This is a genomic window from Pseudomonas sp. PME37.24/006 (assembly GCF_055556635.1).
Genome location: NZ_JBVHNL010000002.1, coordinates 563,686 through 582,261, shown reverse-complemented (window position 1 = coordinate 582,261; position 18,576 = coordinate 563,686). Strand labels below are relative to the sequence as shown.

Sequence of the window (18,576 nt, the reverse complement as noted above, 5' to 3'; positions counted from 1 at the left end):
CCCTGAGTGAATGGTTTTCTAGGGGGCGCATTCTATCCCTTGTCACTGCGGTCGTCTCGTCACTAGAGCGCGCGTTACGGCTGCAATTTCCTAGTCGGCAGTGATAGCGGTTTGAAATTGAAAACAACTGCTTTATAACTGCCGCTTTTTTCGGCCATGCTGGAACCTACACCAGCCACTCCAGTCCGAGAATCATCCCCTTTCTAGCCAGCCTATCTGGCACATCCGTAGGAGTTCTGATGGACAGTTGGCTCGCTTTCCAGGCGCTGATCCTGGGTATCGTTGAAGGCCTTACCGAGTTTCTGCCTATTTCCAGCACCGGTCACTTGATCGTGGTCGGTGATCTGCTGTCGTTCAATGGTGAGCGCGCCACGGCATTCAAGATCATCATCCAGCTCGGCGCGATCCTGGCGGTGATGTGGGAGTTTCGTCAGCGCATCACATCGGTGGTCACCGGCCTGGGCAGTGATCCCATGGCGCGGCGCTTTACTGTCAACGTGCTGGTCGCCTTCATTCCGGCGGTGATCCTCGGCCTGCTGTTCGCGGATATCATCGAACACTGGCTGTTCAATCCGATCACCGTCAGTACGGCCTTGGTTATCGGCGGCGTGATCATGCTCTGGGCGGAGAAGCGCCAGCACCGCATCGTCGCCGAGTCGGTCGATGACATGGACTGGAAGCTGGCCCTCAAGGTCGGCTTCGCCCAGTGCCTGGCACTCATCCCGGGTACATCGCGCTCCGGCTCGACCATCATCGGTGGCCTGTTGTTCGGTCTGTCGCGCAAAGCAGCCACCGAGTTCTCGTTCTTTCTGGCCATGCCGACCATGGTGGCGGCCACCGTATACTCACTCTACAAATACCGCGACATCCTGCAGTGGAGTGATCTGCCGATGTTCGCCATTGGTTTCGTGACGACTTTTGTGGTTGCCATGATTACCGTGCGTGCGCTGCTGGTATTCATTGCCAACCACAGCTACGCGGTGTTCGCCTGGTACCGGATCGCTTTTGGTCTGGTGATCCTGGCGACTTGGCAATTCGGCTGGATCGACTGGAGCACGGCAGAAGGCTGATTGCCTCGCCAGGCAGGGAAGACTTATGCAAACCAAGGAACAGGCCGGCCGAATCAAGAGCTGGAACGACGACAAGGGCTTCGGCTTCATTCAGCCCATTGCGGGTGGTGTCGAAGTCTTCGCGCATATCTCGGCGATGCGTGGTGATCGCCGACCCAGCGCCGGTGATCAGGTGTTGTTCGTCGCCGGCCGTGACGAGAAGGGGCGCTTGCGTGCCGAGCACCTGCGCCTGGCGGGTGAGCTGGCCATCGATCAGCCGCAGATTCGCGTCAAGCCGCGGACGGCCGCACCGTCCCGTAAGCCCCCGGCCGCGGCCGGGCGCGCAGCCAAACCACATGCACGCAATACCCGCCAGACATCAGGTGCGCTGCGCAATCCTGCCGCCAAGCTAGTGATCTTCGCTGCCCTATGCAGCCTGCCCGCGTTTGGCGCTCTGCGCTGGCTGGCAGAGGGGCAGAGTATCTGGCCGCTGCTGCTTTATCCGCTGGCCAGCGTGCTGTGCTTCATTCTCTACTGGAGCGACAAGAGCAGCGCCCAGCGTGGCCGTCAGCGTATTGCGGAGAACACTCTGCATCTGGTCGAGCTGGCAGGCGGCTGGCCCGGTGCTCTGCTGGCGCAGCAAGCGTTCAGGCACAAGACGCGCAAACTTTCTTACCAGCTGCTGTTCTGGATCATCGTGGTGCTGCACCAGATGTTCTGGGCTGACCAGGTGTTGTTGGCCGGGGCTTATACCAGTGGCAGGCTGGGCGGCCTGCTATAGATCGAGCAGCAAGCCGACCTGCTTCTTCTTGGGCAGCCGCCGCACGACCAGTTGGTGAGAGCGGGTCAGCAGCTCACGCAGCTCTTCGTCGCCGATGGGCGGCTGGCTACCGTTCATGCTGATCCAGTGAGCACGGGCCAGGTAAGGTGCGGGGCGAACGCCTGGGCGGTCGGTGAAACCGAGAAACAGCGCGTCATCGATCTTGAAGGCCAGGTTGTCACCGAGAAAATCGACGATGGCGAACATCTTGTTGTGCGCCACGGAAAACACTTGATTGCTGCCCCATTTGTAATCGACGCGAGCCCCTGGCAGTTGCAGGCAGAAGGCAACGAGTTCTTCGCGGGTCATGACTGCACTTCCTTCGGTCGTTCCGCACGGCGCAGCAGCAGCAGGCTCAGCCCAAGGCCGAGCAGCGAGAGCAGGCCGGAAGCGAGGAACACGGCGCCATAGTCATAGGCGCTGGCGATCAGGCCCATCAGCGGGCCGGCGATGCCCAGTGCCAGGTCGAAGAACAGCGCGTAGGCGCCCAGGGCCGAACTGCGGCTGGCCGCAGGTATATTGCCGATTGCCTCCACACCCAGCGCCGGGTAGACCAGCGACAGGCCGAAGCCCGTCAGCGCGGCGCCACAAAGTGCCAGCGCCGGTATTGGCGCAAGCCAGAGCAGCAACAGCCCCAGGGTTTCGATCGCCAGGCAGATGGTCGCGACTCGGTAGCCGCCACGCCGCTCGATCGTGCCGGCGAACAACAGGCGGGCGACGATGAAGGCCACGCCAAAGGCGCTCAGGCAGTAAGCCGCGTGCTCCCAGCCGAGGCTGGCGTAATACAGGGTGACGAAGGTCGCCAGGGTGCCGAAACCGATGGAGCCCAGCGCGAGCGCTACACCATTGGGCGCAATGGTCAGGAATACGTTATGGAACGGCAGGCGTTTGCCCTGAATGATCGGGATAGCGGGTTTGTCGCGCGCCACCCAAAGGGCGCCAAGGCTGAGCAGCGTGATCGCCAAGCCGATACTCCAGAGGCCCAGGGAGGAGGCCATCACCACGCCGAGCGGAGCACCTACGGCTATGGCCCCATAGGACGCGATGCCATTCCAGGAAATCACCCGTGCGGTGTTCTCTGCGCCGACCCGACCGATGCCCCAGGTGATTGAGCCGGTACCGATCAGCGCCTGGGAGATACCCAGTGCTACCCGCCCCGCCAGCAGCAAGCCCAGGCCAATTTCGTTAGAGAGGCCATGCGCGCTGGTCGCTGCGAGAGTTAGTACGCCGCTGCCCGCAGCACCGGCCAAGCCATAAACCACTGCACGCTTGGGACCGATACGATCGATCAGCACGCCGGTGATGGGCCGTGAAACCAGGGTAACGAGGTACTGTAGGCTGATCACCAGGCCAGCCATCACCGAGCCGTAGCCCAGATCGTTGAGCACGAAGCCAGGCAGCACGGCGAGAGGCAGGCCGACACACAGGAAACCGATGAAAGTGAAGAAAACCACTGCAAGAATTCGGGCGGTCTGGCCGGGAACGTGGGGCTTGCGAGCGGTCATCGGGCATCCTGTTGGTAGAAAGGGGTTATTGATCGTTCTAAGGCGTTTCTGACAGGGCGAGGGCCAAGTCTGTTCCAGGCATCAGCCATCCATTGGCGCTGGCTTGAATCATATGCTCGAGCCACGCCCTCACCGCCGGCAGCATGCCTTGACGATGAGGATAGACGGCTTGCAGATGGCCACCGGGCAGTTCCCAGTCCGGTAGCAGGCGAATCAGGCGGCCAGCCTTGATATCGGTCAGGCACTTGGTGTGCGGCAGCATGGTGAAGCCCAGACCCTGCAGCGCCGCTTCCCTGCGTATATCGAAGTCTTCGATGCTCAGACGCGCCTCGAAAGTCACCTCACGACGTATTCCCGACAGGCTCTTGAAAATATGATGAATACGCCGGTCGCTTCCCACGGCGCCGAGCGCGGGCAATTGCTGCAGATCGTCCGGGGTGTGAATGCTCAACCCTTGCAGCAAGGCCGGAGAGGCCACCAGAAAGGCGGAGGCTGGCGCCAGTTGGCGGGCGATCAGCGAGGGATCCTCGTCATCCTGATCGCGCACCCGCAAGGCGACGTCTATGCCTTCCTGGAGCAGATCCACACGCCGATTGGTCAGCATCACGTCCAGTTGAACCAGCGGATATTTCAGCAGAAAAGTATTGATTACCTGATGCAGTCCAGCGCGTGCCAGTTCGCTGGGGCAGGACATTCGAATCCGCCCACGGGGCTCGCTGCTCAGCGAGGCCACCGCCTCCTGAGCTTGTTCGGCCTCGAGCAGCATGGCCTGACAATGGCGCAGATAGCGCTCGCCGGTTTCGGTCAGCGCCAACTTGCGTGTGGTGCGTTGCAGCAGACGCACGCCCAGTCGTGTCTCGAGCTCGGCCACTCGCCGCGATAGGCGGGATTTAGGAATGCCCAGTTGCTGCCCAGCAGCGCTGAACCCGCCATGCTCGACTACTTTGGCGAAGTACATCAGGTCATTGAGATCCTGCATCACAGGCTCCAGCTCAGCAGAGAAATGAGGTTTGTCCTATCAGTGGAACGCATCATCGCATTTTTGCCGACTAATCAGGGATTGGCTTCACCGGTAGGATTAATCCATCGAACATCTACTGATGAACCTAATTGTTCAAGGAGCCACCATGAAACTTCTCCATCTTGATTCCAGCATTCTCGGCAACGCTTCCGCTTCCCGTCAGCTCAGCGCCGCTGTTGTCGATGCCTGGAACAATGGTCAGGCCGACATCCAGGTTACTTACCGCGATCTGGCCAGCGATGCGCTGAGCCACTTCTCGGCTGCCAGCCTGGTTGCCGGTGGTACCCCCGCCGAGCTGCGCGATGCCGCCCAGGCTCATGAAGTGGCACTGGCCGAAGCCACACTGGAAGAGTTTCTCGCCGCTGACGCAATCGTGATTGGCGCACCGATGTACAACTTCTCCATTCCGAGCCAGCTCAAGGCCTGGATCGACCGTATCTCCGTGGCCGGCAAGACCTTCGCCTACGACGAAAACGGTCCCAAAGGTCTGGCAGGTGGCAAGAAGGTGATCATCGCCTCGACCGCTGGTGGTCTGCATGCCGGCCAAGCCAGCGGGCAGGCTCACGAGGATTACCTGATCTTCGTGCTGCGCTTCCTCGGTATCACCGACATCCAGGTGGTACGTGCCGAAGGGCTGGCTTATGGCGAGGAGCCGAAAGCCAACGCGCTGCGCGGTGCCCAGCAACAGATCGACGCATTGTTCGCCGCCGCCTGATTCGACTCCCTGCAGTGGCGCCATGGGTTTCCCTGGCGCCGCAAATGTGCTTCCTTGTGGTTCTGGCGCAGCCTCGGCTGTATCGAGTTGGCACATCCACGATGGGAGTCAAACAATGAAGAAATCACTGTTGTCGGTAGCGTTGCTGGGGCTGGCGGGATTGGCCGAAGCGGGTGTGGTGGTCAAGAACGTTCCCTATGAAATCGATGGCGAGCCGTTCGAAGGCCTGCTGATCTATGACGACGCCGTCACTGACCCGCGTCCCGGTTTGCTGATGGTGCCCAACTGGATGGGCGTCAACGATGCGTCTGCCCAGAAAGCGGCGCGTGCGGCCGGAGACAAGTACGTGGTGTTCATGGCCGATATGTACGGCAAGGCCATCCGCCCCAGCAATGCCGATGAAGCCAAGGAAGCGGCCACCGCCGTGCGCGGTGATCGGGCATTGATGCGAAAGCGCGCCCAGGCGGCGGTCGAAGTCCTCAAGGCGCAAACCGCTCAGGTCGCTCTGGATACGTCCAAATTGGGCGCGATCGGTTTCTGCTTTGGTGGCGGAACCGTTCTGGAACTGGCCCGTTCGGGTGCTCCGCTGAAGGCTTTCGTGTCCTTCCACGGCAATCTGGATACCCCCAATCCGGCTGACGCCAACAACATAAAGGCACCGGTGTTGGTGCTCCACGGCGCCGATGATCCGGCGGTGCCGCAGGCGCAGGTCGACGGTTTCGTTGCGGAGATGAAGGCCACCAAGGTGGACTGGCAGTTGGTGAGCTACGGTGGTGCGGTGCATTCATTCACCAATCCGAAGGCCAACACACCAGGCAGCAATGAGTACCACCCACTGGTTGCGGCGCGTGCTTTCAAGGCGATGAACAATTTGCTTGATGAGGTGTTCGAGTAACGCGAACCGACACAGGGGAAGGCCGCTCGGCCTTCCCCTGCTGGCGTTTTACTTGGCTGGCAGGACAGTGATGTCGATGATGTCGGCAGGCAGATTCTTGATCTCGCCCAGCGCGCTGGCCTTGCCGGTTTCCAGATTTACCTGGTGCAGCGTGGTGCCGGTCAGCAGGTAAGCCGTGTTACCGCCTTTGCCATCACTCTTGATATCCAGTGCCGCATTTTTCAGGCCATCGGCGATTTTGCCGACTACCTGCTGGATGCCGTCGTTTGGCGGGTTTTGCAGCATCAGGTTGCCGCTGGCCAGATCCACCGTGTACAGCGCGGTTTTCTCGGTACCGGCGTAGGCGTTGGTGTAGGCACCGGCTACCACCTTGGCAGTCTTGCCTGCGTACGGGCCATCTTTGGCGTAGGCGACCTTGCCGTCTACCACGACTTCACCGCTCTCGACGTTGACGCGCAGGCTGGTGCCGTCGGCAGCCAGCAGGCGCAGACGATCGGCTACCGGGTTGAAGTCCACCACCGCCTGGCCTTTGCCTGGCAACGCCTGGCTCAGTTTGGCCGCTTTGCTGGCCGCGCCGGTTTTGGCGTCGACGGTGTAGAGCTGGCCAGCGTCATCCAGGCCGTAGATCGAACCGTTGGATGGGCGTACATCGAGGCCGCGCAGGCTTGATACGCCGCTGAGCTTCACGTCGGAAGCGACGGTGAGGGTCTTGGTGTCGATGTGCAGCAGTTTGCCGTCCGCACTCAAGGCCAGCAGGTTGTCGGCGTTGGCAGTGGCACAGCCCAGGGCAGCGGTGGTGATAGCGATACCGAGCATTTTCTTGGAAATGTTCATGAGCGTCCTCTCTATGGGTAAGGCGCGAAGATCTCTTCGCGCTCGCATCCAGGCACCGTGATAGAGCACCTGATATCTATACCCATGAGATGAAGTGGCAGATGTCGACAGACATACTTATTTACATCTGCCGATTTTCTGCGTGCATCCGATCAGTCCAGTGCCGCCACCACAGCGCGGCCGATGTACAGCACTTCGCCCGTTGGCCTGTTCAGTGGCGAGCCTCCGGATGGCTCCAGGGTCAGCTCGAACAGTTGACCGGCACGTACGGCGCCGATCTGCTCGGCGGACAGGGTCAGGCGTTCGCCCGGCTCGACGAGACCGAGTGAGCGCGGCCCGTCCTTCGGATCGACGAGCGTCCAGAACTGCACCGAGCGGTCTGCGGCGACCTGATCCTGACGCAGTGGCTCCAGCAGCAGGGTGCCGGCCGCATCGATATGCACCACCCAGCCCGGCGCTGCCGCCTCGCCCGGTGGCTGCAACACGGCGGTGTAGGAGGCCGGGAGCACGTCGCTGCGCCACGGCATTGGCAGCAGGGCGATGATCAGCGCCATCGCCAGGGCCGCGCTGGTCAGGCGCCAGGTATTCAGACTCGACCACCAGGCCTGCCAACTGCTGGCCCGCTGACCCAGGTTCAGCGTTTGCTGCAGGCGCGGCCATAGGCCGGGCGAGGGTGTGCTGGGCTCAAGCTTGTCGCTTAGTTCGAGAAAGTGCTGCTCCCATTCCAGCGCCATGGCGGCAGCATGGGGATCGTGCTCTATCAACTCGGCGACTTCACGGGCCTGATCCTGCTCGAGCAGGCCCAGAACATACTCGCCGATGAGCGCACGGCGTTCTGCGGGGTCGGTGCTTATCATCGTTGCAAACACTCCTGCAGTGCGCGCAGACCGCTACGAATGCGCCCTTTGATGGTGCCCAGTGGGGTGGTCAGGCGCTCTGCTATCTGCTCATGGGTCAGGCCGCGGTAGAACGCCAGCAGAACCGGATGACGCCGTGGGCGCTCGAGTTTCTGCAGGCAGGCGCGCAGATGACGCTTGTCCGACTGTTGTTCGTGTTGCTGAGCGGCCGAGGGACTTTCATCGATCAGGTGATCGGCGATGTCGTCCGCCAAGGCCACGGTGCGGCCGCGCTGGCGCAGCTGGTTCAGCGCGCGGTAGCGCAGGATGCTGTAGATCCATGCCCGGCCGCTTCCCAGTGAACGCTGGAAGCGTCCGGCGTTACGCCAGATCTGCACGAAGGCATCGTGCAGGCAGTCCTCGGCCGAGTCGCGCTGGCCCAGTAGGCTGATTGCCAGACCGAGCATTTGCGAGGCTTCCTGGCGGTACAGTGCCTGAAAGGCGCGCTCGTCACTGCGGGCGCAGGCTTCCAGGGTTTTTTCGTAGTCGAACATCGGGTCAGACATGCCGTCGTCCTGTCATGGGCTGCTTCCTGAATGTGACAAGGGTTATACCCGAGAGAAGGCGTGCCGGATGTAGGGGGAGTGAAACAAATATTCTCGCGCAGCTCAGCGAGGAGCTGCTGGCGAGTTGCCCGGGCCGCTCAGAGCAGTGCGGAGAGTCTTACATCGGCGCCTAGCACCCTTACCAGACGACCCTGGGCGTCGAGGATTGGCACCGATACGGTAAAGCAGAAGTCGTCGGTGGCCGATGAGCGATAGACCTCGGTGGTGTGGCTGCTGAGGTCGTCGGCAACGGCGCGGAACCAGGGGCGCTGGCTCCAGTCGCGGCCGCGGCTGCTGGCCACCGTCTGATGGGGCACGTCCGCCGCGAAGACGTTCTGCGAGAGCTGTACGCCGCGTGCATCGACCAGGTAGAACAGCTCGAAGCGCGGGTCACGCTTGAGCATGGCTGTCAGAGCCTGTTCGACACTGTCGATATCGCTCGCGGCCAGCGCTGGTTGATCGGCCAGTTGCTGGACGCTGCGGCGTACTGCCTGGTGAATGTCCAAACGGAATTCGCCGAGCCCGGCGAGCAGGCGATCGCCATCTTCTCTCACCGCTTGGCTGTGATGCAGAACCTGACCGGCCTTGCCGAGCAGCTCGGCCGATACCTGAGCGATACGCTGCACGTCTCCATTGATGGAGCGTACGGCCTGGCCGATTTGCTCGGTGCCTGCCGCCATCTGTCCGACTCGCTCGTCAAGGCTGTCCATCGCCTGGCGGGTACTGTCCAGGCCGCTGTCGACCTGTTGCATGCCGCTGCGACCGTCGGCCACTGCGTTGTGCATATGCCCACCGGCTTCACCAAGCTCACGCATACCTTCGCGAAAGCGCTCGATGATATCGCTGACCTGACCGGTCGCCTGCGTGGTATGGCCCGCCAAGCGCCGCACTTCTTCAGCGACCACCGCAAAGCCGCGGCCGTGCTCTCCCGCCCTGGCTGCCTCGATAGCGGCATTCAGCGCCAGCAGGTTGGTCTGTTGGGAGATGCTGGCGATCACTCCGATGACTTTGCTGACTTCCTCCAGTTGCTCGGTCAGATTGCCGATCACACGGCCCAGTTGCATTTCGCTCTGGCCAATGACATCTACCTGTTGCAACACGGTTTTGCCGTTTTGCTGACACTGCTGCAGAGTGGCCGCCACGTCACGCGACAGGGCAGCCACCTGCGCAGTACCGGGAACCAGTTCCACGTCCAAGGTGGTGGTCACCTGTTCGCTGGCGCTGGCGATCAGTTCCGAGGATTGCGCTAGTACCTGTCCGCTGACTTCGTTGTCGGCGGCTATGCGTGCCAGCTGCGGGGCGTGGGCAGCGATGCTGACGGCAGCGCCTAGACTGGCCCTGATACGTTTTTCCAGGACTGTGCTGAAGCGATTGAGGTTGGACATCGTGTGATGATCTTCCGCCACCCGGGCGGTCAGATCGTGATGGAGGAAGAGGGCGTCTAGCGCTTCCTGATCCCTGGATTTGCGATTGGTCTTGCGCAGCAACTGCAGCATGGCACGGCCTTCTGTATGGAGTCTGCATCTGCAGTGCAATCGAAGTGCCAGTATGCAGGCGCAGATTTGGTCGCAATCCCGGTCGAAAATGTGCCGCCAGGGTGCTTTGGGCTTACATGTGCACCGCGATAGTGCGTAGCGCGTTCCAGTCCAGGATCAATTGCTGAACTTGCTTTCAAGCGCCGCAGTCTATGCTGCTCACTGTCAGGAGGACATCAGCATGCAGTTGATCCGTTTGAGTTTTTTGCTGTTTATCGGCCTGTCGTCGACTGTCGCCGGAGCCCGCGAATATCGTTACAGCGATGCCCATTTGCACTACGTCGATTTCTTCCAGGAAAGCGCAGGCATGGACATACTGCTGCAGCGCATGGACGAGGCGAAGGTCGATCACGTGATGTTCTCGGGCATACCGGTCGCCAAGAAGTGGCACGAGGATGAGCCCAAGCGCCCGCGCTATTACGCCGGCGATGACGCTGCAGCCTACTGGTACAGCGCTACCGACGTGCTTATTGCCCACGCCTACAAGCAGGTACCCGAGGCGCAGCGCCATCGTTTTCACCCGTTCCTGTCTGGTTTCAACCCCAACGACAAGAATTCGGATGCCCATATCCGCCGCATGCTGGAGCTCGACCCCGGGCTTTGGCAGGGCATCGGCGAGGTATTCACGCGCCACGACGACCTGACCTCGCTGATCGAGGGCAGTACCCCGCGGGCCAACAACGAGGCCATGACACGGATCTATCACCTGGCGGCAGAATACGATCTCCCGGTGATGGTGCACTCCAACATCACCTCCAAGCGCGAGCGTAATCCGCTCTATCTGCAGGAGATCGAAGAGCCACTGCGTAATCACCCCCACGTGCGCTTCATCTGGGCTCACGCCGGTACCAGTATGGAGATCCATCGTCATCAGGAGAAACTGGACTTTCTCTTCGACGTGCTCTCACGCATGCTGGAAAGCTACCCAAATCTGTACGTGGATCTGTCCTGGACAATGCTCAGGCCGTACCTCACCGACGAGAACGGCAAGCCGGATCCGAAGTGGGTAGAGCTGGTTGGCCGCTACCCCGAGCGTTTCATGATCGGCTCCGACGTAGTAGGGCGCTTCGACAGCATGGGCGAGTACATGCAGGGCTTCGATCGCTTCCTCGATGAGCTGCCCGAAGACGTTGCTCACAAAGTGGCCAGAGACAACTTTCTTTCCATCCTGCCACGGCAGGTGAAGGAGGCGCTGCCTGCGCCACGCTGACGGCCACGATTGTCATTAGGTTGTCATCGCCGCGTCATAACCTCGCGCCATTCCAAAGAAGGAGCGTGAGATGCAACACTTTCGATTCGCAACGATGACGGCGCTGCTGCTGGCAGCAGGCCTGGCTCAGGCTGAGGTACGTGTGCAGGGGCCGGTCGAGTACGGCGTTTTCGTCAGCCAGTACAAGGATTTTCAACCGGGCGAGCGGGTGCTGACCCAGTCCAGTCAGGAAATCCAGCAGACCAGCGTGGTGCCGGCCAAGTTGGGCACCAAGTTCGGTATGCGCTATACGCTGACGGGCAAGACTGCCGATGGCGAGCCGCTGACTCTGCTGTACCTCACCCCAGGCGTGACTGGTAGTGACGGCCAGCGCCGCGACAAGTTCGTGGTAACGCAGAATCTGGTGCCCGATGCGCCGCAGGACGTCATGGCATTCGAGTTTTCCGAGAATAACGAAGTGGTACCCGGCGAATGGCATTTCCTACTGTTTCAGGGTGATCGCAAGTTGGCTGAGCAGCGCTTCGAGGTGCGCTGAGGCGGCGATATACAACGCTACCCGGGCTTGCAGTGAATCAACCCGGAGCATAAAAAAACGGCGCCCTAAGGCGCCGTTTTTCGTATCAGGCAGTTATCAGTTGCCGGCCCAGCGCTTCAGTACCAGCGTGGCATTGGTGCCACCGAAGCCGAAGCTGTTGGACATGATGGTGTCCAGCTTGGCGTTCTCACGGGTTTCACGCAGGATCGGCAGGTCAGCGACAGCCGGATCCAGTTCCTCGATGTTGGCCGAGGCAGTGATGAAGTTGCCTTCCATCATCAGCAGGCAGTAGATCGCCTCGTGTACACCGGCGGCGCCCAGGCTGTGACCCGACAGGCTCTTGGTGGAGCTGATGGCCGGAGCCTTTTCGCCGAACACTTCGCGCACACCCTTCATTTCCGCCACGTCGCCGACTGGAGTCGAAGTGCCGTGGGTGTTCAGGTAGTCGATCGGTGTGTCGACGGTGGACAGCGCCTGCTGCATGCAGCGCACTGCGCCTTCGCCGCTCGGGGCAACCATGTCGTAGCCGTCCGAGGTTGCGCCGTAGCCGACGATTTCAGCGTAGATCTTGGCGCCACGAGCCAGCGCGTGCTCCAGCTCTTCAACGACGACCATGCCGCCGCCGCCAGCGATGACGAAACCGTCACGTTTAGCGTCGTAGGCGCGAGAGGCCTTTTCCGGGGTGTCGTTGTATTGAGTGGAAAGGGCGCCCATCGCATCGAACAGGCAGCTTTGGCTCCAATGCTCTTCCTCACCACCACCGGCGAAGACGATGTCCTGTTTGCCGAGCTGGATCTGCTCCATGGCCTGGCCGATGCAATGCGCGCTGGTGGCGCAAGCCGAGGAAATGGAGAAGTTGACGCCCTTGATCTTGAACGGGGTCGCCAGGCAGGCCGAGACGGTGCTGCCCATAGTGCGGGTAACACGGTACGGGCCAACACGTTTGACGCCTTTCTCGCGCAGGGTGTCGATAGCTTCCATCTGGTTAAGAGTGGAAGCCCCGCCAGAACCGGCGATCAGACCGGTACGCGGGTTCGAGACCTGGTCTTCGCTCAGGCCGGAATCCTTGATCGCCTGATCCATCGCCAGGTAGGCGTAGGCCGCGGCATCACCCATGAAGCGGAACAGCTTGCGGTCGATCAATTCTTCCAGGTTCAGGTCGACGGAGCCGGATACATGGCTGCGCAGACCCTTTTCGGCGTATTCCGGATTGAAGCGGATACCGGGGCGGCCAGCGCGAAGGTTGGCGGAGACGGTTTCTTTGTCATTGCCCAGGCAGGAAACGATGCCTAGACCGGTAATAACGACGCGACGCATGGAAAGGATCCTTTAGAAACTGTCGGTGGAAGTGAACAGGCCGACGCGCAGGCTTTCGGCACTGTAGATCTCGCGACCATCGACACTCACGCTGCCATCGGCGATTGCCAGGATCAGCGAACGGGTGATGGTGCGTTTGATATGGATGTTGTAGGTGACTTTCTTGGCGGTAGGCAGAACCTGGCCGAAGAATTTCACGTCGCCCGAACCCAATGCACGGCCACGGCCGGGGTTGCCCTGCCAGCCGAGGAAGAAGCCAACCAGCTGCCACATGGCATCGAGGCCCAGGCAGCCAGGCATGACCGGGTCGCCTTCGAAATGGCAGCCGAAGAACCACAGATCAGGATTGATATCGAGCTCTGCGACAATTTCGCCCTTGCCGTACTTGCCGCCCGTTTCGCTGATGTGGACGATTCGATCGATCATCAACATGTTGGGGGCGGGCAGTTGCGCATTACCCGGGCCGAACAGTTCGCCGCGGCTGCAGCGCAACAGATCTTCCTGGGTGAAGGCGTTTTGTTTGGTCATGCGAGCTCCTCAATAATCCCCACGCGCCTCGGCTGGGTAAATCGTCCTGGCTGGCTGCGCATCAGTAATGCGCCTGCCAGCAGCCTAGTCATAGACTGTTGCGTTGTGGTGAAAGTCACAGTGCGGTGAGTACAGTTGTACTCTGCTGCGGCCAATGGTGTCACAGATGACCCTTTGACGCCCACTTCAGCCCGCAAGCGTGCAACATTTCCGTCGATCTGACTAGTCATCTAATGGCTAGACAACAGCCAGCGGTCGAGCAATTCCTGTAGTTCCAGGCGTTTGAACGGCTTGGCGAGGTAATCGTTCATTCCAGCCTGCAAGCAGGCTTCGCGATCCCCCTGCAGGGCATTGGCGGTCAACGCGATGATCGGCAGCTGTCCTTGAGGCCCCAATTCGCGGATGTGGCGAGTGGCTTCGTAGCCGTCCATGACCGGCAGGCGGCAGTCCATCAGCACAGCTGCGAATCGCCCCTGACGTACCGCCGAAACCGCCTGTGCCCCGTCGACCACCAGGGTGACCTGATAGCCGAGACTGCGCAGCATGGCCTCGATCACCGTCTGGTTGACGGGGTTGTCTTCCACCAAGAGCACTGAGTGGGTTTCCCGTATCGACGGTTCTGATGGTGCCGCTTCCGGGAGCAACAGCGGTTGTTGCGCCGAAAACGGCAAAGGAATTTCCAGGGTGAAGCAGGAGCCGCGGCCTTGTTCGCTTTGCGCTTTCAGGGTGCCGCCCATACGTTCAGCCAGCGTGCGGGCGATTGGCAGGCCCAGGCCGGTGCCGCCATAACGCCGGGAAATCGAGTTGTCCGCCTGTTGGAAGGCATCGAACATGGTTTCCAGGCGTTCGCTGCTGATACCGATGCCGGTGTCATGCACGCTGCAGGTGAACCACAGCACCTGATTGTCCAGTGCCTGCCACTGAGCTTCGACGCGGACTTCGCCGCGCTCGGTGAATTTCAGGGCGTTGCCGATCAGGTTGACCAGAATCTGACGCAGACGGGTAGGGTCGCCCTGTACCTGAAGTGATGGCAGGGCTTCGCCAAGTTCCAGGCGCAGCTTCAGGCCACGCTGCTGCGCGCTGTGCTGAAAAGAATGCAGTGCGGTTTTCAGCAGTACCGACAGATTGAAACTGATCAGCTCGAGTTCCAGCGCCCCGCGTTCGATCCGCGAGAAATCCAGAATGTCGTTGATCACCTTGAGCAGATGTTCGGTCGACTCGGTCGCCAGGGCGGCATATTCGTGCTGCTCTTGGTTCATGTCGGTGGTTTCCAGCAACTGCAGCATGCCCAGAACACCGTTCATGGGGGTACGTAGTTCGTGGCTCATCATCGCCAGGAAATCCGATTTTGCACGGTTTGCCAGTTCCGATTCCTCGCGGGCCTTGATCAGTAGGGTCATGGCCTGCTGCTGCTCCAGGGCGGCGTTGTTCAGGCCGCTGGCGAGGTTGTTGATGTGCCGTGCCAGGGTAGCCAGTTCGCCGCCGCCGACTTCTGGAAGTGCCGTTTGATAATTACCACTCTGGATCGCGGTGACGGCGTCGCTCATTGCACTCAGTGGTCGTGACAGGCGGCTGGCGAGGCGCCGGGCCAGCAGGAAGGTCAGCAGCAGGGCAAACAACACCAGCATTGTGACCTTGAAGAGAATTTCCTGCTGACGTGTGTTGAAGGCTTCACCGGACATGCCGACGACGACTCGTCCCAAATAGTCGCCGTTCAGGGGCCCCTGTGTGCTGGAATCTTCCTGAATGAAATCCGAACCCAGATCGACCTGCTGCTGCCGGATCGGCGATTGGAAAATGTCGATATGAGTGTGGCCCGTCTGCACGTGTTCGGGTTGTTCGAGGTAGGCCAGGATGTTGTCGTCGCGATCACGCACCTCGATGAAGCGGACGTGAGGCGTTTTCAGGGTGGCCTGCAGCAGTGACTCCAGCACCTTGCGGTTGCCCGAAATTACTCCGTATTCGGTGGCCGGAGCCAGTTGGCTGGCAATCAGTTGGCCGGTGTGATTGATCTCGGCGCGCAGATCCTGCAAGCGGTTGAAGGTCAGAAACCCAGTTAGCAGGAGCGTCAGCAGCAGGGCTGGTCCGACACTGATCAGCTGGGTACGGATGTGGATGTTCCAGCCGCGCCACAGTTTCATGGCGTTTCTCCTTCTGACAGATGCCAGGCAAGTTCCTCGTCGCTGGGCAACGCTACCGCCAGGGCGCGCGCCACCTGAGAATTGCCGAGCACTTTGAATGTGTTCGAGTAGGTGCCGACTGGCCAGTTGTGCGTCGGCTGGTCGAGCAGGCTACCGAGTGTGTTCAACCAGTCGTTCTGGTCGCTGTAGGTGCTCGCCAGGCTGCCTGCGCGGACGAAGCCAGCACTGGGTCCAATGAGGGCGCGTTGTTGGCCGTAACTGGTCAGCAGCAGGTTCTTGGCGGTTTGTGGGTTGTACAGGTCGTCGTCGGCGACGCCGAGCAGCACGTCGCTGTCGCGTAGCACGCGCAATAAGGTTCGGTTGCCGCGAGTGCTGGGCCAGTCTTCGGAAACGATCTCGATATCCAGACTTGTGGCGGCATGCCGGATCTCATCGAGCAGAAACGCGCTGTGCTCATCGTGTAGCACACCGACCCGAGCGATATGCGGCAGCAGCAGTTTGGCCAGACGAAGCTGGCGTAACGGTGATGGATCCGACCAGAGCACGCTGAGATTGGTCGGCGTACTGTCGCCAAGGGTTGCGCGCGCCTGGGTTTTGTTTACCTGCAACACCAGCGTCGGCGGGCCTTCATGCGAGCTGAGGCGCCAAGCCAATGCCGGTTGGCCGAAGAGAATAAGGCGGGTATCTGCCGGCAGTTCGTTCAGGGGCGGCAGGTCGTTCAACGGCACGATACGCACGTGATCCTGTGGCCGCGACGAGGCCAGAGCGGTGCTGAAACCCTGCAGGATGCTAGTGTCTCCGGCGCTACTCAGTAGCAGCTCGGCGGCCTGCGACGGTGATTGCAGCAGGCAGAGCAAAAGCAGCGTGCGGCGCGCCCATGAGCGATAGCCAAGCCCTGTTCTCGAGTGATTGGCGACCATCTAGAATTCAAGCTCGGCGCTGAGATAGAACAGGCGGGCTTCGTCGTAGTTATTCTCGCGCCAGGTCAGCGCTTCATCATCCAGGCGCCACTGCAGCACCCCCGCCACTTCCAGTTGGCTGCGACCTATTGGCGTGCGCTTGGCCAGGCGCAGATCCATGCGCTCGAAGCGGCGTTCGTTGAGGCGATCCGCACCGTAATAGAACAAACCACTCGACCAGCCCATGCCCCAGTCACGCAGCCAGCCGGCGGAGCCACTGTTGCGTGCGGTGAGACGCTGGTCGGTCTTGCTGGTGGCGCTGTGGTCGACGTAGGCATAGGTCAGGCGTAGGCGGTCATCAGTGCTTACATGCCAGTCCAGTTGGGTCTCCGCGCCGCTGAAACGCATGCGATGGGCATTGTTGGGAGCGAAGCGATCGACGCGCAGCGGCTCGCTGATCATGTTGTGGATCTCGTCGTAGAACAGCTTCACGTCGATGCTGAGACCTGCTTCGGCGAACAGGCCGTTGTAACCCAGTTCGTGGGAACGGATGACTTCCTGTTCGAGGTCGCGGGGGCCCTTGGCGTTGATGAAGTAGTCGGCGTCGCGCTGACCGAACGGCTGTGGCTGCAGGCCGCGAATTCGGTAGCCCCAGTCAACGTTGTTTTCGTACATGTCGGGCGAGCGCACTGCTTCCGAGTAGACGGCGCGCAGGCCATGTCTTGGGGTAATCAGGTAGTTGACGGCGAGGCGTGGTGTCAGCGACGAACCGGTGAGGCGGTCGTCCTCGAGCATGGTGCCACCTTGCAGCAGCCAGTGATCGTCCACCTGCCATTCGAGGTGACCGAACAGGCGCCAGATCTGATTGCTGAGGCGGCCACTGAAAAACGTCTCCGAGTCGGCCTGGTCGTAGCGATAACCCAGGCCGCTGAGCAGGCGCAGGTTGTCGGAGAGGCTGAGGGTGTCCTGCAGCTCGATGTCGTAGCGGGTTTCGCGGATATTCTGGTTGGCAGTGCCGCAGACTTCGCGGGTCGCTCCCGTAGCCAGTTGCTGCTGGATCTGCGTCGCCAGCGCCTGCTCCTGAGTGGTGCCTGCAGGCACGCTGCCGAACGGATTGCGGGTGAAGCGCGTCACGTACCCGGGATTGAGTGACCACAGCTCGGCGAGCTGAGGGCTGAAGGCGATTTCCGCTTCGCAGGCCCGCCAGCTTTCCAGGCGTTCCCAATGCTGCACGGAACTCTGCAGTGACAGGCTGTGGTTGGCCGTCTGGTCGAAATTCCAGCGCAACGAGCCAGCGTAATCACGTGCTTTGACGTCCGAGTCCGTATCGCCAAGGCCGATACCCGGAAACAGCGGCTCATAGAGGTAGGGGCGCTGATTGCTGCCTTCCTTCGCGGCGAGTTGCCAGTCCAGGCTCTGGCGTTCATCGAGCTGATGGCTGACGGACAGATTGATACGTTCCAGGCGACGGCTGTCACGGTAGGGGGCGGCAAATTCATCGTGGTCGAAACCGTCATCCTCCTGGCCGCTGATCGAGAGGCGTAAGGCGCCGCTGTCCCAACTGCTGCCTTGGCTGGCGTAGTAATCGGCGATACCACGCTGGCCACGGGTGACCTTGAGTCGGGTGCCATGGCTGTCTGCCGGATTGCGGGTAAAGATGCTGACGACGCCCATCAGTGCATTGGCGCCATAGCTCACGGTGTTGGGGCCACGAAATACCTCGATGCGCTCGATGTCTTCCAGGGCCACTGGAATGTCCGACCAGTCGACGGTCGCCAGGCCCGGGTGATACACCGAACGGCCATCGACCATCACCTGCAGGCGTCGTGCTTCCGAGGCGCTGGAGCCGTGGTAGTTGAGTGTCGGTTGATTGCCGTTGCGGTAGCCGACCATCATGCCCGGCACCAGGCGCAGCAGTTCTGCGATATCGCGTGCTCCGCTGGCCCTGATCAGGGCGCTGTCGAGCACCGTCACGCTGCCAGGCACCGCAGCGGGCGACTGTTTCAGGCGCGTGGCGGTCAATACTTCGGGTACGACCTGGCCGCCGCTGAACAGGTCATCGGCCATGGCGTCGCCAGTGGCCAGGAGCGCCAGCAGCAGAAGTTTGAGGGGAGGGGGGGCTTTGGTCACG

17 protein-coding genes and 1 pseudogene are annotated in these 18,576 nt (G+C 61.0%); 6 read left to right on the top strand and 12 right to left on the bottom strand.

The window, feature by feature from the left end; all coding sequences use genetic code 11:
• Positions 1-239 precede the first annotated feature (239 nt).
• Together ACZ3GY_RS08205 and ACZ3GY_RS08200 are read left to right on the top strand one after the other, a co-directional pair.
• Positions 240-1,070 carry an undecaprenyl-diphosphate phosphatase gene (locus tag ACZ3GY_RS08205; RefSeq protein ID WP_465909621.1) on the top strand — a complete coding sequence of 277 codons (831 nt, stop codon included), beginning with the start codon at positions 240-242 and terminating at the stop codon, positions 1,068-1,070.
• A gap of 25 nt (positions 1,071-1,095) precedes the next feature.
• Positions 1,096-1,830: a DUF1294 domain-containing protein gene (locus tag ACZ3GY_RS08200; RefSeq protein ID WP_465909620.1), complete on the top strand. Its 735-nt coding sequence runs from the start codon at positions 1,096-1,098 to the stop codon at positions 1,828-1,830.
• Here the strand turns inward: ACZ3GY_RS08200 and ACZ3GY_RS08195 are convergent.
• From ACZ3GY_RS08195 to ACZ3GY_RS08185, 3 genes are read right to left on the bottom strand one after another with little or no spacing between them, the layout of a single operon-like run.
• Positions 1,825-2,178, bottom strand: coding sequence for an MmcQ/YjbR family DNA-binding protein (locus ACZ3GY_RS08195; RefSeq protein ID WP_465909619.1), 354 nt, complete (start codon positions 2,176-2,178; stop codon positions 1,825-1,827). The two genes, ACZ3GY_RS08200 and ACZ3GY_RS08195, sit on opposite strands and share 6 nt — an antisense overlap.
• The gene (locus ACZ3GY_RS08190; protein WP_465909618.1) at positions 2,175-3,374 is read right to left on the bottom strand and encodes an MFS transporter; all 1,200 of its coding nucleotides are present in this window, start codon (positions 3,372-3,374) and stop codon (positions 2,175-2,177) included. The genes ACZ3GY_RS08195 and ACZ3GY_RS08190 overlap by 4 nt, the downstream gene beginning before the upstream one ends.
• 37 nt (positions 3,375-3,411) lie before the next feature.
• Positions 3,412-4,353 (bottom strand): LysR substrate-binding domain-containing protein, encoded by a 942-nt coding sequence (locus ACZ3GY_RS08185; RefSeq protein ID WP_465909616.1) that lies wholly within the window; start codon positions 4,351-4,353, stop codon positions 3,412-3,414.
• Positions 4,354-4,501: 148 nt separating this feature from the next.
• Here ACZ3GY_RS08185 and ACZ3GY_RS08180 point away from each other — a divergent pair, with 148 nt between their 5' ends.
• Entirely contained in the window at positions 4,502-5,110 is a 609-nt protein-coding gene (locus ACZ3GY_RS08180) for an FMN-dependent NADH-azoreductase (RefSeq protein WP_465909615.1), read from the top strand.
• Between the two features lie 115 nt (positions 5,111-5,225).
• Entirely contained in the window at positions 5,226-6,005 is a 780-nt protein-coding gene (locus ACZ3GY_RS08175; protein WP_465909614.1) for a dienelactone hydrolase family protein, read from the top strand.
• Between the two features lie 48 nt (positions 6,006-6,053).
• Here ACZ3GY_RS08175 and ACZ3GY_RS08170 read toward each other — a convergent pair whose 3' ends face one another.
• The 4 genes and pseudogenes from ACZ3GY_RS08170 to ACZ3GY_RS08155 form a co-directional block, all read right to left on the bottom strand.
• Entirely contained in the window at positions 6,054-6,839 is a 786-nt protein-coding gene (locus ACZ3GY_RS08170) for a DUF4394 domain-containing protein (RefSeq protein WP_465909613.1), read from the bottom strand.
• A 152-nt stretch (positions 6,840-6,991) separates the two neighbouring features.
• A complete protein-coding gene (locus ACZ3GY_RS08165) occupies positions 6,992-7,696 on the bottom strand; it encodes an anti-sigma factor (RefSeq protein ID WP_465909612.1) in 705 nt (234 codons plus the stop codon).
• The gene (locus ACZ3GY_RS08160; RefSeq protein WP_225832756.1) at positions 7,693-8,241 is read right to left on the bottom strand and encodes a sigma-70 family RNA polymerase sigma factor; all 549 of its coding nucleotides are present in this window, start codon (positions 8,239-8,241) and stop codon (positions 7,693-7,695) included. Before ACZ3GY_RS08160 ends, ACZ3GY_RS08165 begins: the two co-directional genes overlap by 4 nt.
• A gap of 137 nt (positions 8,242-8,378) precedes the next feature.
• A pseudogene (locus tag ACZ3GY_RS08155) lies at positions 8,379-9,284 on the bottom strand (methyl-accepting chemotaxis protein); the annotation flags it as partial.
• Positions 9,285-9,996: 712 nt separating this feature from the next.
• Here ACZ3GY_RS08155 and ACZ3GY_RS08150 point away from each other — a divergent pair.
• The gene (locus ACZ3GY_RS08150) at positions 9,997-11,025 is read left to right on the top strand and encodes an amidohydrolase family protein (RefSeq protein WP_465909610.1); all 1,029 of its coding nucleotides are present in this window, start codon (positions 9,997-9,999) and stop codon (positions 11,023-11,025) included.
• Between the two features lie 70 nt (positions 11,026-11,095).
• Complete coding sequence (locus tag ACZ3GY_RS08145; RefSeq protein WP_465909609.1) at positions 11,096-11,560, top strand: DUF3859 domain-containing protein; 465 nt, start codon at positions 11,096-11,098, stop codon at positions 11,558-11,560.
• Between the two features lie 96 nt (positions 11,561-11,656).
• Here ACZ3GY_RS08145 and fabB read toward each other — a convergent pair whose 3' ends face one another.
• The 5 genes from fabB to ACZ3GY_RS08120 form a co-directional block, all read right to left on the bottom strand.
• A complete protein-coding gene (gene fabB / locus ACZ3GY_RS08140) occupies positions 11,657-12,877 on the bottom strand; it encodes a beta-ketoacyl-ACP synthase I (RefSeq protein ID WP_465909608.1) in 1,221 nt (406 codons plus the stop codon).
• A 12-nt stretch (positions 12,878-12,889) separates the two neighbouring features.
• Entirely contained in the window at positions 12,890-13,405 is a 516-nt protein-coding gene (gene fabA / locus ACZ3GY_RS08135; protein ID WP_225832749.1) for a 3-hydroxyacyl-[acyl-carrier-protein] dehydratase FabA, read from the bottom strand.
• 230 nt (positions 13,406-13,635) lie between these two features.
• A complete protein-coding gene (locus tag ACZ3GY_RS08130; protein WP_465909607.1) occupies positions 13,636-15,546 on the bottom strand; it encodes an ATP-binding protein in 1,911 nt (636 codons plus the stop codon).
• The gene (locus ACZ3GY_RS08125; RefSeq protein WP_465909606.1) at positions 15,543-16,466 is read right to left on the bottom strand and encodes an ABC transporter substrate-binding protein; all 924 of its coding nucleotides are present in this window, start codon (positions 16,464-16,466) and stop codon (positions 15,543-15,545) included. The genes ACZ3GY_RS08130 and ACZ3GY_RS08125 overlap by 4 nt, the downstream gene beginning before the upstream one ends.
• A complete protein-coding gene (locus ACZ3GY_RS08120; RefSeq protein WP_465910019.1) occupies positions 16,467-18,512 on the bottom strand; it encodes a TonB-dependent receptor plug domain-containing protein in 2,046 nt (681 codons plus the stop codon). It abuts the gene before it with no gap.
• Positions 18,513-18,576: the final 64 nt, after the last annotated feature.